Here is a 12,106-nt window from a genome sequence, read left to right as displayed (position 1 = left end):
AGGCAGCGGGGAGTTGGCTCGGCCGGGTGACTCGTCTGCGCCGTTCCACGACCTCCGGTCGTGGCTACCACCGTGTCCGGAGCGGCCGCGGCTTCTCGTACCGTGACCCCGACGGTGCGACCGTCACCGATGCCGCGGTGCGTCAGCGGCTCGAGGACCTCGTCATCCCGCCGGCCTGGGACGACGTCTGGATCTCGCCGTACGAGAACGGGCACGTCCTCGCGACCGGCATCGACGGAGCCGGACGCCGCCAGTACATGTACCACCCGTCGTGGCGCGAACGGATGGACCGGATCAAGTACGACCGGGCGCTCGCCCTCGCGGAGTCGCTGCCGGTCGCACGGCGCGGGGTCACGCAGGACCTCCGACGACCGGAACCCGATCGCCGCCGAGCGCTGGCCGCAGCGTTCCGGATGCTCGACCAGGGCTCGCTGCGGGTCGGATCGGAGCGGTACGCCAGCGAGCACGGCAGCCGCGGACTGTCGACCCTGCTGTGCGCGCACGCCCACGTCTCCGGTGACGACATCGAGCTCGACTTCCCCGGCAAGAGCGGGCAGGAGTGGTCGTCGTCGATCCACGACGCCGACCTCGCGACGGTGATCGCCGGCATGAAGCGCCGTGGGCCGAACGCCCGACTGCTGTCGTTCCGCGAACGCCGCGGTGACGAGTGGGAGCCGTTGTCCGCCGAGGACATCAACGCCTACGTCAAGGAGCGTGCTGGTGACGACTTCACGGCGAAGGACTTCCGCACCCTGCACGGCACGGTGGCCGCGGCCGTCGACCTTGCCCAGACCGGTCCGCTGTCGTCGCAGGCGAAGCGGAAGCGTGCGGTGTCCCATGCCGTGAAGGCCGCGAGCGACGAGCTCGGCAACACCCCGACGGTGTGCCGGCAGAGCTACATCGACCCGCGGCTGCTCGACGCCTACGAGCACGGCGAGACCATCGATCCGGCCCGGATCCACGCCGCCGAGTCCGAGGTCCGGGCACTGCTCTACCGACAATGACCCCGGGAGCGTCCGGATGACGTAGCGTTGGTCGACGTGCCGGACCACCCCACACGGCACGGAAGGACCCACAACAGTCGTGACTGACGAGTGCATCCACGGTTTCCCCACCGAGCTCTGCGACATCTGCGCGCCCCGGCAGCGTGAGGAGTCGGCGATCCCAGCCGCTCCGGCGCCACGGCGGACCCGCATCACCACCAACCTGCGCGTCGACCCGCCGGCCTCCGGCCCCGGGACGTCGCTGCGCTCACCGACGTCGCTCCGGTCGTCGTCGGCCGACCTGCCCGAGGCTCGGGTGTTCGCGTCGCTGCGTGCGCACCACGTGACCCACATCGACAACCTCGACGGCATCGTCGGGTCCGGCGCCATCCTGGCGGCCGACCAGGCGGAGCCCGCCGTCGACGTCAGCAGCCCCGAGACCCGGGCCGCACGCGCCGAGGCCGAAGCGCCCGACGGCAGCACCATCGCGAGCCACGTGCCGTTCACCCTGTCGCCGGATGCCGTCCGGTGGGACGAACTCCGCACCGGCGCCGTCGGGGAGCGGTGGTCCGACGCCGCCCGACGCACGCGCGCGGTGGACTACGTCGTGCTCGTCGTCCCGGTCTCGGCGTTCGGTGACTCGGTGGTCGTCGCCGACCAGGACGCCGACGCCGACGACGTCCGGTTCGCCGTCGGCCCCGACGCCGGGACGAACCTGATCCGCCGCACCGACTTCTCCGACCCCGAGATGCTCGGACTCGAGCTCCTCGCGGGGCCGAGCGTGCCGTTCTCGTCCGTCGCGGTGATCGGTGTCCCGAACGACAAGGCCCGTCAGACGGTCCGTGCGGTGCTCGCCGACCACGGCGGCCACGCGCCGCGCGTGGCGGTCTTCCCGCCGTGGTTCGTCCCTCCGGTGACGGCCGAGTAACCGTCTCCACGAGCGCCCTCCGGACCATGTCCGGAGGGCGCTCCGCGTTGCGGCGGCGACCCGTGCCTCCAGGCCGTCCGATCCGCGTGGATCCGGGGAAGCGAGCCGGTGTCGACACGCCCGGCACATCGCGACACGCCCGGGTTGCACGTGGGCTCGGGACATGCGAGACTTGTCCGGTTCCAAATTCCCCGCGGGTGCGAGTCCGCAGGATCACTGCTCTGGCAGTGCACAACCCCCCTGTTCAGCAGGGCTGGGTTGGGCCGCAGGCAGCAGAACACGACTCCCCGAGGTCATGACGGACGCGACACTGTTGCGCCCGGAGTGCGAGGAAGTCGATTGCCCACGCTGGACGGCCAAGGTCGCCCGCGCGGTTGACAGGTGAACAGCGGTCATCCCCAGCGGATGCGGCCGGTTGGTTCAGGAAAACAGCACGGTCTGCAGCAATGCGGAGCCGAGCGGCGTCAGGCGGCCTGCGGGTGCGCGGCGCAGAGAGAGGACAAGAGACACATGGCGGGACAGAAGATCCGCATCCGGCTCAAGTCGTATGACCACGAGGTCATCGACACGTCGGCCCGGAAGATCGTCGACACGGTGACCCGTGCCGGTGCAACCGTGGTCGGCCCGGTGCCACTCCCCACCGAGAAGAACGTGATCGCAGTGATCCGTTCCCCTCACAAGTACAAGGACTCGCGCGAGCACTTCGAGAAGCGCACGCACAAGCGGGTCATCGACATCGTCGACCCGACGCCGAAGGCCGTTGACTCGCTCATGCGACTCGACCTGCCGGCAGACGTCAACATCGAGATCAAGCTGTAAGGGGGCTGACCAATGGCGAACTCAACCAAGACCGTCAAGGGCCTCCTCGGCAAGAAGCTCGGGATGACCCAGGTGTGGGACGAGAACAACAAGTTCATCCCCGTCACCGTGATCGAGGTCGGCCCGAACGTGGTCACCCAGATCCGCAACGCTGAGCGCGACGGCTACGAGGCGATCCAGATCGCCGCCGGTGCCATCGACCCGCGCAAGGTCAACAAGCCGGCCGCTGGCCACTTCGAGGCCGCTGGCGTGACCCCGCGTCGCACCCTCACCGAGATCCGGACCAACGACTCCGCTGAGTACACGCTCGGCCAGGAGCTCACCGTGGACGGCACGTTCACGGCGGGCCAGAAGGTCGACGTCGTCGGTACCTCCAAGGGCAAGGGCTTCGCCGGTGTCATGAAGCGCCACGGCTTCCACGGCGTCGGCGCCTCGCACGGTGCACACCGCAACCACCGCAAGCCCGGCTCGATCGGTGCTTCCTCGACCCCGTCGCGTGTCTTCAAGGGCATGCGCATGGCCGGTCGTATGGGTGGCGACCGCGTGACCGTCCTCAACCTCACGGTGCACGCCGTCGACGCCGAGAAGGGTCTGCTGCTCGTCAAGGGCGCCGTCCCCGGTGCTCGTGGCCGCTCCGTCTTCGTCCGCACCGCCGTGAAGGGTAAGTGATCATGGCCACCACGACCGCAACCACGATCGACGTCCTCGACGCATCGGGTGTCAAGTCCGGCACCGTCGAGCTGCCCGCAGCTCTCTTCGACGTCGAGACCAACGTCCCGCTGATCCACCAGGTCGTCACCGCGCAGCTCGCAGCCGCGCGTCAGGGCACCCACAAGACCAAGAACCGCGGCGAAGTCCGCGGTGCCGGTCGCAAGCCGTTCAAGCAGAAGGGCACCGGCCGCGCCCGTCAGGGTTCCGTCCGTGCTCCCGAGCACACCGGTGGTGGCGTCGTCCACGGGCCGACCCCCCGCGACTACTCGCAGCGCACCCCCAAGAAGATGATCGCCGCAGCGCTGCTCGGCTCGCTCTCGGACCGCGCCCGCGGTGGCCGCATCTCGGCTGTCGACGGCTTCGTCGAGGCCGACGTGCCGTCGACCAAGGTCGCTCGCACGCTCCTCGAGAAGGTCGCGCCCGTCAAGCACGTGCTGATCGTGCTCGAGTCGAACGACGAGCTGACGCTCAAGTCGATCCGCAACCTGCCGAACGTCCACGCGCTCTCGTACGGCCAGCTGAACGCCTACGACGTCCTCAAGTCGGACGCCGTCGTCTTCAGCAAGAGCGCCCTCGACGCCTTCATCGCGTCGAAGACCGCGAAGGAGATCACCGCATGAGCGGCTTCAACAAGGACCCGCGCGACGTCATCATCTCGCCGGTCGTCTCGGAGAAGAGCTACGCGCTCATCGACCAGGGCAAGTACACGTTCATCGTGGACCCCCGTTCGAACAAGACCGAGATCAAGCTCGCCATCGAGAAGATCTTCGAGGTCAAGGTCGCGAGCATCAACACGCTGAACCGCCCGGGCAAGACCCGTCGCACCAAGTTCGGTCTCGGCAAGCGCAAGGACACCAAGCGCGCCATCGTGACGCTCAAGTCCGGTTCGATCGACATCTTCACGGCTGTCGGCTGAGGACCAGAGGGATAAATCATGGCTATTCGTAACTACAAGCCGACGACCCCCGGTCGTCGCGGCTCGTCGGTCGCCGACTTCGCTGAGATCACCCGTTCGACTCCGGAGAAGTCCCTGCTTCGTCCGCTGCCGAAGACCGGTGGTCGCAACAGCTCCGGCCGCATCACCACGCGTCACATCGGTGGTGGCCACAAGCGCCAGTACCGCGTGATCGACTTCCGTCGCTCCGACAAGGACGGCGTGGACGCCAAGGTCGCTCACATCGAGTACGACCCCAACCGCACTGCGCGCATCGCGCTCCTGCACTACGTGGACGGCACGAAGCGGTACATCATCGCGCCGAACAAGCTCAAGCAGGGCGACGTCATCGAGCAGGGCCCCGGCGCCGACATCAAGCCCGGCAACAACCTGCCGCTGCGCAACATCCCCGTGGGTACCGTCGTGCACGCCATCGAGCTCCGCCCCGGTGGCGGCGCGAAGATGGCCCGCTCGGCCGGCGCCTCGGTGCGTCTCGTCGCCAAGGACGGCCCCTACGCGCAGCTCCGTCTGCCGTCGGGCGAGGTCCGCAACGTCGACGCACGCTGCCGCGCCACGATCGGCGAGGTCGGCAACGCCGAGCAGTCGAACATCAACTGGGGCAAGGCCGGCCGCATGCGCTGGAAGGGCGTCCGCCCGACCGTGCGTGGTGTCGCGATGAACCCGGTCGACCACCCCCACGGTGGTGGCGAGGGCAAGACCTCCGGTGGTCGTCACCCGGTCAGCCCCTGGGGCCAGGCCGAGGGTCGCACGCGCAAGCCGAACAAGCCGAGCGACAAGCTCATCGTCCGTCGCCGTAACGCCGGCAAGAAGCGCAAGTAGGAGTTCAGAAGATGCCACGCAGTCTGAAGAAGGGCCCCTTCGTCGACGAGCACCTGCTCCGCAAGGTCGTCACGCAGAACGAGGCCAACACCAAGAACGTGATCCGTACCTGGTCGCGACGGTCGATGATCGTCCCGAACATGCTCGGTCACACCATCGCGGTGCACGACGGCCGCAAGCACATCCCGGTGTTCGTCACCGAGTCGATGGTCGGTCACAAGCTCGGCGAGTTCGCGCCGACCCGCACCTTCCGTGGTCACGTGAAGGACGACAAGAAGGGCCGTCGCCGCTAACGCGGGGACGCAGAGGAGGAACGAAATGGTGGAGTCGATCGCACGCGTGCGACACATCCGCGTCACGCCTCAGAAGGCCCGTCGCGTCATCGAGCTGATCCGCGGCAAGCAGGCCCACGAGGCGCTCGCCATCCTGAAGTTCGCCCCCCAGGGCGCTTCGGAGCCCGTGTACAAGCTGGTCGCCTCGGCGATCGCGAACGCCCGGGTGAAGGCTGACTCGACGAACAGCTTCCTCGACGAGCGCGACCTCTACGTGAGCCGCGTCTTCGTCGACGAGGGAACGACCCTGAAGCGGTTCCAGCCGCGCGCCCAGGGCCGGGCCTTCCGCATCAACAAGCGCACCAGCCACATCACGGTCGTCCTCGCGACGCCGGAAGAGGCCGAGGCTGCCGCGACGAGCAAGAAGGCGAGCAACTAATGGGCCAGAAGGTCAACCCGTACGGCTTCCGTCTCGGGATCACGACGGACCACGTCTCGCACTGGTTCACCGACAGCAAGAAGGCCGGTCAGCGCTACGCCGACTACGTGGCCGAGGACATCAAGGTGCGCGAGTACCTGAAGAAGACCCTCGACCGCGCCGGTGTCGCTCGCATCGAGCTCGAGCGCACCCGTGACCGTGTCCGCGTGGACATCCACACGGCGCGTCCGGGCATCGTCATCGGCCGCCGCGGCGCCGAGGCGGAGCGCGTTCGCGGTGAGCTCGAGAAGCTCACCAAGAAGCAGATCCAGCTGAACATCCTCGAGGTCAAGAACCCCGAGACCGAGGCCCAGCTCGTCGCGCAGGGCATCGCCGAGCAGCTCTCCGCTCGTGTCGCGTTCCGTCGCGCCATGCGCAAGGGCCTGCAGGGTGCACAGCGCGCCGGCGCCAAGGGTGTCCGCATCCAGGTGTCGGGCCGTCTCGGCGGCGCCGAGATGTCCCGTTCGGAGTTCTACCGCGAAGGCCGTGTGCCGCTGCACACCCTCCGCGCGAACATCGACTACGGCTTCTACGAGGCCCGGACCACGTTCGGCCGCATCGGCGTGAAGGTCTGGATCTACAAGGGCGACATCACGAACAAGGAGCTCGCTCGCGAGCAGGCGAACCAGCGTTCGTCGCGCCCCGAGCGTCGTGGCGGCCCGCGCGGTGAGCGTGGCGACCGTGGCGGCGACCGTCGTGGCGGCGACCGCGGTGACCGCCGCCCGCAGCAGGCCCCGCAGGACGCGCCGGCCGGCGCAGGAGTTGAGGCGTAACCATGCTTATTCCCCGTCGAGTCAAGCACCGTAAGCAGCACCACCCGAAGCGTTCGGGTCAGGCAACCGGTGGTACCAAGGTCAGCTTCGGCGACTACGGCATCCAGGCCCTCACCCCGGCGTACGTGACCAACCGTCAGATCGAGTCCGCTCGTATCGCCATGACGCGTCACATCAAGCGTGGCGGCAAGGTCTGGATCAACATCTACCCGGACCGTCCGCTCACGAAGAAGCCGGCTGAGACCCGCATGGGTTCCGGTAAGGGCTCGCCCGAGTGGTGGGTCGCCAACGTCAAGCCGGGTCGTGTGCTCTTCGAGCTCTCCGGCGTCACCGAGGACATCGCCCGTGAGGCGCTGACCCGTGCAATCCACAAGCTGCCCCTCAAGGCACGCATCATCAAGCGCGAGGAGGGCGACGCATAATGGCGATCGGTTCCAAGGAGCTCCGTCCGACGGAGCTCGACACGTTCGAGAACGAGCGTCTCGCTGACGAGCTGAAGAAGGCCAAGGAGGAACTCTTCAACCTCCGCTTCCAGTCGGCCACCGGCCAGCTGGAGAGCCACGGTCGTCTCCGTGCCGTCAAGCGCGACATCGCTCGCATCTACACCGTCCTCCGCGAGCGCGAGCTCGGCATCCGTGCCACTCCCGCGCCCGTCGAGACCGCCACCAAGGCCAAGAAGACGACGAAGAAGGCTGACAAGCCGGCTGAGTCGACCGAGGCCGAGACCGCCGAGGAGAAGTAATGGCGAACGAAGAGAAGACCTCCGCCGCCCTCACTCGCGGCTACCGCAAGACGCGTCGCGGCTACGTGACCAGCGACAAGATGGACAAGACCATCGTGGTCGAGGTCGAGGACCGCGTGAAGCACGCGCTCTACGGCAAGATCATCCGTCGCACGTCCAAGGTGAAGGCCCACGACGAGCTCGGCACCGCTGGTGTCGGCGACCTCGTCGTGATCAGCGAGACCCGTCCCCTCAGCGCTTCCAAGCGCTGGCGCCTGGTCGAGATCCTCGAGAAGGCCAAGTAGGCCTCGGCCTGCTTCGGAATAGGAGACAGCAGTGATTCAGCAGGAATCCCGCCTGAAGATCGCCGACAACACGGGTGCCAAGGAGATCTTGACCATCCGCGTGCTCGGTGGTTCGGGTCGTCGCTACGCCGGTCTCGGTGACGTCATCGTCGCCACGGTGAAGGACGCCATCCCCGGCGGCAACGTGAAGAAGGGTGACGTCGTCAAGGCGGTCATCGTTCGCACCAAGAAGGAGACTCGTCGTCAGGACGGCTCCTACATCAAGTTCGACGAGAACGCGGCAGTGATCCTCAAGGCCGACGGCGACCCGCGCGGCACGCGCATCTTCGGTCCGGTCGGTCGCGAGCTCCGTGACAAGAAGTTCATGAAGATCATCTCGCTCGCGCCGGAGGTGCTGTAAGCCATGGCGAACATCAAGAAGGGTGACCTCGTCCAGGTCATCACGGGCGCGACGCAGGAGCGTGGCGGCGACCGTGGCAAGCAGGGCAAGGTCATCGAGGTCCTCAAGGACAAGCAGCGCGTCGTCGTCGAGGGCGTGAACTTCGTCACGAAGCACGTCCGCGTCGGCCAGACGCAGCGCGGCTCGAAGACGGGTGGCATCGAGAAGCACGAAGCCTCGATCCACGTGTCCAACGTCGCTCTCGTCGACCCGAAGACGAAGAAGCCGACCCGCGTCGGCTTCCGTACCGAAGAGGTGGAGAAGGGCGGGGTCAAGAAGACCGTCCGTGTCCGCTACGCCAAGAAGTCAGGTGAAACGCTCTGATGACTGACACGACTGCAACGACTGAGGCCCCCAAGGCCCAGCCGCGCCTCAAGCAGAAGTACAAGGACGAGATCAAGGCCACGCTCACCGAGCAGTTCGGCTACGCGAACGTCAACCAGGTCCCCGGCCTGGTCAAGGTCGTCGTGAACACCGGTGTCGGCGAGGCCGCTCGCGACTCGAAGATCATCGAGGGGGCCATCAAGGACCTCACGGCGATCACGGGTCAGAAGCCCCAGGTCAACATCGCTCGCAAGTCCATCGCGCAGTTCAAGCTGCGCGAGGGTCAGGCGATCGGTGCGCACGTCACCCTCCGTGGTGACCGCGCCTGGGAGTTCCTCGACCGCCTGATCTCCCTCGCACTGCCCCGCATCCGCGACTTCCGCGGTCTCAGCGACAAGCAGTTCGACGGGAACGGCAACTACACGTTCGGTCTCTCGGAGCAGTCCGTGTTCCACGAGATCGACCAGGACCGCATCGACCGTGTCCGCGGCTTCGACATCACTGTCGTCACCACCGCGAAGACGGACGACGAGGGACGCGCGCTGCTCCGTCAGCTCGGCTTCCCGTTCCGCTCCAACGAGCAGACGGTCTAAACTACTTCGGGCGGTGCGGGCCGGAGGATTCACGTCCTCCGGCCCGCACGCACGAACACACCGATCCTGGGGAACCGCCCCGGGATCACTCGATCGCTCAGGTCGGCATTCGTGGAACGGGTGTCGAAACCAGGCGAGAAATGGACGAACATCATGACGATGACCGATCCGGTCGCAGACATGCTGACCAGATTGCGGAACGCGAACTCCGCGCACCACGACGCCGTCGCGCTCCCGAGCTCCAAGCTCAAGAAGAACATCGCCGACATCCTCAAGCGTGAGGGCTACATCAGCGAGTGGAAGGTGGAGGACGCCCGAGTCGGGCAGACCCTCACCATCGACCTGAAGTACGGCCCCGAGCGCGAGCGTTCGATCGCCGGCATCAAGCGCGTGTCGAAGCCGGGCCTCCGGGTCTACGCGAAGTCGACGGAGATCCCCCAGGTCCTCGGTGGCCTCGGCGTGGCGATCCTCTCGACCTCGTCCGGCCTGCTGACCGACCGCGAAGCCGAGCAGAAGGGCGTGGGTGGGGAAGTCCTCGCCTACGTGTGGTGATCGACAATGTCACGAATCGGACGTCTTCCCATCGACATCCCCGCCGGCGTGACCGTCTCCGTTGACGGTCAGAGCGTGGCGGTCAAGGGCCCGAAGGGCGAGCTCGCGCTCGTCATCGCGGAGCCCATCCAGGCCAAGGTCGAGGAGAACCAGGTTCTCGTCACCCGTCCGGACGACGAGCGCGAGTCGCGTTCGCTCCACGGCCTGACCCGTACCCTCATCGCCAACAACATCATCGGCGTGACCCAGGGCTACACCAAGGGCCTCGAGGTCGTCGGCACCGGTTACCGCGTGCAGGCGAAGGGCTCGAACCTCGAGTTCGCGCTCGGGTACTCCCACTCGATCACGGTCGAGCCGCCCGCGGGCATCAGCTTCGCGGTCGAGGGCAACAACAAGGTCACGGTCGCCGGCATCGACAAGCAGGCAGTCGGCGAAGTGGCGGCGAACATCCGGAAGCTCCGGAAGCCCGAGCCGTACAAGGGCAAGGGTGTCCGTTACGCCGGCGAGAACGTGCGCCGCAAGGCCGGAAAGTCAGGTAAGTGATCATGGGACTCCTCAAGACACGAGGCAAGAGCAAGGCGGCCGCCAAGGCGCGTCGTCACAACCGTCTCCGCAAGAAGATCACCGGCACCGAGGCTCGTCCCCGTCTCGCCGTCACCCGCTCGTCGCGTCACGTGTTCGTGCAGGTCATCGACGACGCGAAGGGTCACACCCTCGCAAGCGCCTCGACGATGGAGGCAGACCTCCGCTCGTTCGACGGCGACAAGACCGCCAAGGCCCGTCGCGTCGGTGAGCTCCTCGCCGAGCGCGCGAAGTCGGCTGGCGTCGAGGCCGTGGTCTTCGACCGCGGTGGCAGCAAGTACGCCGGTCGCGTCGCCGCGATCGCCGATGGTGCCCGTGAAGGAGGGCTGAACCTGTGAGCGACAACGCGAACACCAACGAAGACGCCAAGACCGAGGCCGTCGAGGCCACGGACGCCGTCGAGACCACCGAGGCGACCGCTGAGGGCACCGAGGCAACTGCTGAGGGCACCGAGGCAGCCGCTGAGGGCACCGACACCGCCGCGAAGGGCAAGGAGGCGGAGGCACCTGCCGTCGCCGAGCGTCCCGTCGAGACCGCTGCCGGTTCCGCATCGAACAACCGCGACTCGGCTGACAACCGCGGCCGTCGTGGTGGCGGTCGTGACCGTCAGCAGGGCCGCGACCGCAACAACCGCGGTGGCGACAGCCAGTTCCTCGAGCGCGTGGTGACCATCAACCGCGTGTCGAAGGTCGTCAAGGGTGGTCGTCGCTTCAGCTTCACGGCGCTCGTCGTCGTGGGTGACGGCAACGGCCTCGTGGGCGTCGGCTACGGCAAGGCCAAGGAGGTCCCCACGGCGATCTCCAAGGGTGTCGAAGAGGCGAAGAAGAACTTCTTCCGCGTCCCCCGCGTCGGCAACACCATCCCGCACCCCGTGCAGGGTGAAGCCGCTGCTGGCGTCGTCCTCCTGCGTCCGGCTGGCCCGGGTACCGGTGTCATCGCCGGTGGTCCCGTCCGCGCCGTGCTCGAGTGCGCCGGCATCCACGACGTCCTGAGCAAGTCGCTCGGTTCGTCGAACACCATCAACATCGTGCACGCGACCGTCGAGGCTCTGAAGCAGCTCGAGGAGCCCCGCGCCGTCGCGAGCCGTCGTGGCCTCGACGTCGAGCGGGTCGTCCCGGCTCGTCTGCTCCAGGCCGAGGCCGCAGCACTGCGTGCCGCGACCGAGAAGGCAGGTGCGTGATGGCGACGCTGAAGATCACGCAGATCAAGTCCGTTATCAGCGAGAAGCAGTACCAGCGCGACACGCTCCGCAGCCTGGGTCTCAAGCGCATCGGCCGTACGGTCGAGCGTGAGGACAACGCCCAGAACCGCGGGTACATCGCAACGGTGGCGCACCTCGTGAAGGTCGAGGAGGTCGACGCATGAGCGACGAGAAGAACGAGCGCGTGCAGGTGCTGAAGCTGCACCACCTCCGCCCCGCAGAGGGCGCCAAGAAGGACCGCACCCGTGTGGGTCGCGGTGAGGGCTCGAAGGGCAAGACCGCTGGGCGTGGTACCAAGGGCACGAAGGCCCGCTACCAGGTCCGGGTCGGCTTCGAGGGTGGGCAGATGCCGCTGCACATGCGCACCCCGAAGCTCCGCGGGTTCAAGAACCCGTTCCGGGTCGAGTACCAGGTCGTGAACCTGGACAAGATCTCGGAGCTCTACCCCGATGGTGGCGACGTCACCGTTGCGGGCCTGGTCGCCAAGGGCGCCGTCCGCAAGAACGAGAAGGTCAAGGTTCTCGGTCAGGGTGACATCACCGTGAAGATCACGGTCACGGTCGACAAGGTCTCGGCGTCCGCCGCCGAGAAGATCGTGGCTGCTGGCGGCACCGTCTCCCAGTAACCCCCGTCGGCGGCCCGTGCGTTTGC

General features: G+C 67.2%; 22 protein-coding genes. All 22 read left to right on the top strand.

The genetic code is table 11. From position 1 onward, the window contains the following. The first annotated feature begins 26 nt into the window (after positions 1-26). The 22 genes from EDF51_RS07215 (at position 27) to rplO (ending at position 12,080) form a co-directional block, all read left to right on the top strand. Entirely contained in the window at positions 27-1,004 is a 978-nt protein-coding gene (locus EDF51_RS07215; protein ID WP_123293138.1) for a DNA topoisomerase IB, read from the top strand. Positions 1,005-1,083: 79 nt separating this feature from the next. Beyond that, positions 1,084-1,911 carry a DarT ssDNA thymidine ADP-ribosyltransferase family protein gene (locus tag EDF51_RS07210; RefSeq protein WP_123293140.1) on the top strand — a complete coding sequence of 276 codons (828 nt, stop codon included), beginning with the start codon at positions 1,084-1,086 and terminating at the stop codon, positions 1,909-1,911. 510 nt (positions 1,912-2,421) lie between these two features. Continuing rightward, the gene (gene rpsJ / locus EDF51_RS07205; RefSeq protein ID WP_017885534.1) at positions 2,422-2,730 is read left to right on the top strand and encodes a 30S ribosomal protein S10; all 309 of its coding nucleotides are present in this window, start codon (positions 2,422-2,424) and stop codon (positions 2,728-2,730) included. Between the two features lie 12 nt (positions 2,731-2,742). Then, complete coding sequence (rplC, locus tag EDF51_RS07200) at positions 2,743-3,399, top strand: 50S ribosomal protein L3 (RefSeq protein WP_027466731.1); 657 nt, start codon at positions 2,743-2,745, stop codon at positions 3,397-3,399. A 2-nt stretch (positions 3,400-3,401) separates the two neighbouring features. Then, on the top strand, positions 3,402-4,061 hold the full coding sequence (gene rplD, locus EDF51_RS07195) for a 50S ribosomal protein L4 (protein WP_111083469.1): 660 nt from the start codon (positions 3,402-3,404) through the stop codon (positions 4,059-4,061). Further along, a complete protein-coding gene (gene rplW, locus EDF51_RS07190; RefSeq protein ID WP_111083468.1) occupies positions 4,058-4,357 on the top strand; it encodes a 50S ribosomal protein L23 in 300 nt (99 codons plus the stop codon). The genes rplD and rplW overlap by 4 nt, the downstream gene beginning before the upstream one ends. An 18-nt stretch (positions 4,358-4,375) precedes the next feature. Then, positions 4,376-5,215, top strand: coding sequence for a 50S ribosomal protein L2 (gene rplB / locus EDF51_RS07185; RefSeq protein WP_111083467.1), 840 nt, complete (start codon positions 4,376-4,378; stop codon positions 5,213-5,215). A gap of 11 nt (positions 5,216-5,226) precedes the next feature. Further along, positions 5,227-5,508, top strand: a complete 282-nt coding sequence (rpsS, locus tag EDF51_RS07180) for a 30S ribosomal protein S19 (protein ID WP_017885529.1) — start codon at positions 5,227-5,229, stop codon at positions 5,506-5,508. Between the two features lie 25 nt (positions 5,509-5,533). Further along, entirely contained in the window at positions 5,534-5,926 is a 393-nt protein-coding gene (rplV, locus tag EDF51_RS07175) for a 50S ribosomal protein L22 (RefSeq protein ID WP_111083466.1), read from the top strand. Then, entirely contained in the window at positions 5,926-6,738 is an 813-nt protein-coding gene (gene rpsC, locus EDF51_RS07170) for a 30S ribosomal protein S3 (RefSeq protein ID WP_017885527.1), read from the top strand. Before rplV ends, rpsC begins: the two co-directional genes overlap by 1 nt. Before the next feature lie 2 nt (positions 6,739-6,740). Beyond that, positions 6,741-7,160 (top strand): 50S ribosomal protein L16, encoded by a 420-nt coding sequence (gene rplP, locus EDF51_RS07165; RefSeq protein ID WP_111083465.1) that lies wholly within the window; start codon positions 6,741-6,743, stop codon positions 7,158-7,160. Then, positions 7,160-7,480, top strand: coding sequence for a 50S ribosomal protein L29 (gene rpmC / locus EDF51_RS20415; RefSeq protein WP_111083464.1), 321 nt, complete (start codon positions 7,160-7,162; stop codon positions 7,478-7,480). The genes rplP and rpmC overlap by 1 nt, the downstream gene beginning before the upstream one ends. Beyond that, the gene (gene rpsQ, locus EDF51_RS07155) at positions 7,480-7,764 is read left to right on the top strand and encodes a 30S ribosomal protein S17 (protein ID WP_111083463.1); all 285 of its coding nucleotides are present in this window, start codon (positions 7,480-7,482) and stop codon (positions 7,762-7,764) included. Before rpmC ends, rpsQ begins: the two co-directional genes overlap by 1 nt. Before the next feature lie 31 nt (positions 7,765-7,795). Beyond that, entirely contained in the window at positions 7,796-8,164 is a 369-nt protein-coding gene (rplN, locus tag EDF51_RS07150) for a 50S ribosomal protein L14 (protein WP_111083462.1), read from the top strand. 3 nt (positions 8,165-8,167) lie between these two features. Continuing rightward, the gene (gene rplX / locus EDF51_RS07145; protein WP_111083461.1) at positions 8,168-8,527 is read left to right on the top strand and encodes a 50S ribosomal protein L24; all 360 of its coding nucleotides are present in this window, start codon (positions 8,168-8,170) and stop codon (positions 8,525-8,527) included. Then, the gene (gene rplE / locus EDF51_RS07140) at positions 8,527-9,120 is read left to right on the top strand and encodes a 50S ribosomal protein L5 (protein ID WP_111083460.1); all 594 of its coding nucleotides are present in this window, start codon (positions 8,527-8,529) and stop codon (positions 9,118-9,120) included. The genes rplX and rplE overlap by 1 nt, the downstream gene beginning before the upstream one ends. A gap of 153 nt (positions 9,121-9,273) precedes the next feature. Beyond that, a complete protein-coding gene (gene rpsH / locus EDF51_RS07135; protein WP_017885519.1) occupies positions 9,274-9,672 on the top strand; it encodes a 30S ribosomal protein S8 in 399 nt (132 codons plus the stop codon). 6 nt (positions 9,673-9,678) lie between these two features. Next, positions 9,679-10,215 carry a 50S ribosomal protein L6 gene (gene rplF, locus EDF51_RS07130; protein ID WP_111083459.1) on the top strand — a complete coding sequence of 179 codons (537 nt, stop codon included), beginning with the start codon at positions 9,679-9,681 and terminating at the stop codon, positions 10,213-10,215. Positions 10,216-10,217: 2 nt separating this feature from the next. After that, positions 10,218-10,592, top strand: a complete 375-nt coding sequence (gene rplR / locus EDF51_RS07125) for a 50S ribosomal protein L18 (RefSeq protein ID WP_031259041.1) — start codon at positions 10,218-10,220, stop codon at positions 10,590-10,592. Beyond that, positions 10,589-11,434: a 30S ribosomal protein S5 gene (gene rpsE, locus EDF51_RS07120; RefSeq protein ID WP_131877654.1), complete on the top strand. Its 846-nt coding sequence runs from the start codon at positions 10,589-10,591 to the stop codon at positions 11,432-11,434. Before rplR ends, rpsE begins: the two co-directional genes overlap by 4 nt. Beyond that, positions 11,434-11,619, top strand: coding sequence for a 50S ribosomal protein L30 (gene rpmD / locus EDF51_RS07115; protein ID WP_173168934.1), 186 nt, complete (start codon positions 11,434-11,436; stop codon positions 11,617-11,619). The genes rpsE and rpmD overlap by 1 nt, the downstream gene beginning before the upstream one ends. Further along, positions 11,616-12,080, top strand: a complete 465-nt coding sequence (gene rplO, locus EDF51_RS07110; protein ID WP_027466723.1) for a 50S ribosomal protein L15 — start codon at positions 11,616-11,618, stop codon at positions 12,078-12,080. The genes rpmD and rplO overlap by 4 nt, the downstream gene beginning before the upstream one ends. Positions 12,081-12,106 lie beyond the last annotated feature (26 nt).

The organism is Curtobacterium sp. PhB25, from assembly GCF_004365375.1.
Lineage (GTDB): Bacteria > Actinomycetota > Actinomycetes > Actinomycetales > Microbacteriaceae > Curtobacterium.
Note: the sequence above shows the minus strand (reverse complement) of the source record. Positions and strands in the feature narration are given on the sequence as shown.

What these genes read in the sequence shown, in the direction of transcription:
- rpsJ (WP_017885534.1), top strand. Translation starts at nt 2,422, where the DNA reads ATGGCGGGACAGAAGATCCGCATCCGGCTCAAGTCGTATGACCACGAG.
- rplC (WP_027466731.1), top strand. Translation starts at nt 2,743, where the DNA reads ATGGCGAACTCAACCAAGACCGTCAAGGGCCTCCTCGGCAAGAAGCTC.
- rplD (WP_111083469.1), top strand. Translation starts at nt 3,402, where the DNA reads ATGGCCACCACGACCGCAACCACGATCGACGTCCTCGACGCATCGGGT.
- rplW (WP_111083468.1), top strand. Translation starts at nt 4,058, where the DNA reads ATGAGCGGCTTCAACAAGGACCCGCGCGACGTCATCATCTCGCCGGTC.
- rplB (WP_111083467.1), top strand. Translation starts at nt 4,376, where the DNA reads ATGGCTATTCGTAACTACAAGCCGACGACCCCCGGTCGTCGCGGCTCG.
- rpsS (WP_017885529.1), top strand. Translation starts at nt 5,227, where the DNA reads ATGCCACGCAGTCTGAAGAAGGGCCCCTTCGTCGACGAGCACCTGCTC.
- rplV (WP_111083466.1), top strand. Translation starts at nt 5,534, where the DNA reads ATGGTGGAGTCGATCGCACGCGTGCGACACATCCGCGTCACGCCTCAG.
- rpsC (WP_017885527.1), top strand. Translation starts at nt 5,926, where the DNA reads ATGGGCCAGAAGGTCAACCCGTACGGCTTCCGTCTCGGGATCACGACG.
- rplP (WP_111083465.1), top strand. Translation starts at nt 6,741, where the DNA reads ATGCTTATTCCCCGTCGAGTCAAGCACCGTAAGCAGCACCACCCGAAG.
- rpmC (WP_111083464.1), top strand. Translation starts at nt 7,160, where the DNA reads ATGGCGATCGGTTCCAAGGAGCTCCGTCCGACGGAGCTCGACACGTTC.
- rpsQ (WP_111083463.1), top strand. Translation starts at nt 7,480, where the DNA reads ATGGCGAACGAAGAGAAGACCTCCGCCGCCCTCACTCGCGGCTACCGC.
- rplX (WP_111083461.1), top strand. Translation starts at nt 8,168, where the DNA reads ATGGCGAACATCAAGAAGGGTGACCTCGTCCAGGTCATCACGGGCGCG.
- rplE (WP_111083460.1), top strand. Translation starts at nt 8,527, where the DNA reads ATGACTGACACGACTGCAACGACTGAGGCCCCCAAGGCCCAGCCGCGC.
- rpsH (WP_017885519.1), top strand. Translation starts at nt 9,274, where the DNA reads ATGACGATGACCGATCCGGTCGCAGACATGCTGACCAGATTGCGGAAC.
- rplF (WP_111083459.1), top strand. Translation starts at nt 9,679, where the DNA reads ATGTCACGAATCGGACGTCTTCCCATCGACATCCCCGCCGGCGTGACC.
- rplR (WP_031259041.1), top strand. Translation starts at nt 10,218, where the DNA reads ATGGGACTCCTCAAGACACGAGGCAAGAGCAAGGCGGCCGCCAAGGCG.
- rpmD (WP_173168934.1), top strand. Translation starts at nt 11,434, where the DNA reads ATGGCGACGCTGAAGATCACGCAGATCAAGTCCGTTATCAGCGAGAAG.
- rplO (WP_027466723.1), top strand. Translation starts at nt 11,616, where the DNA reads ATGAGCGACGAGAAGAACGAGCGCGTGCAGGTGCTGAAGCTGCACCAC.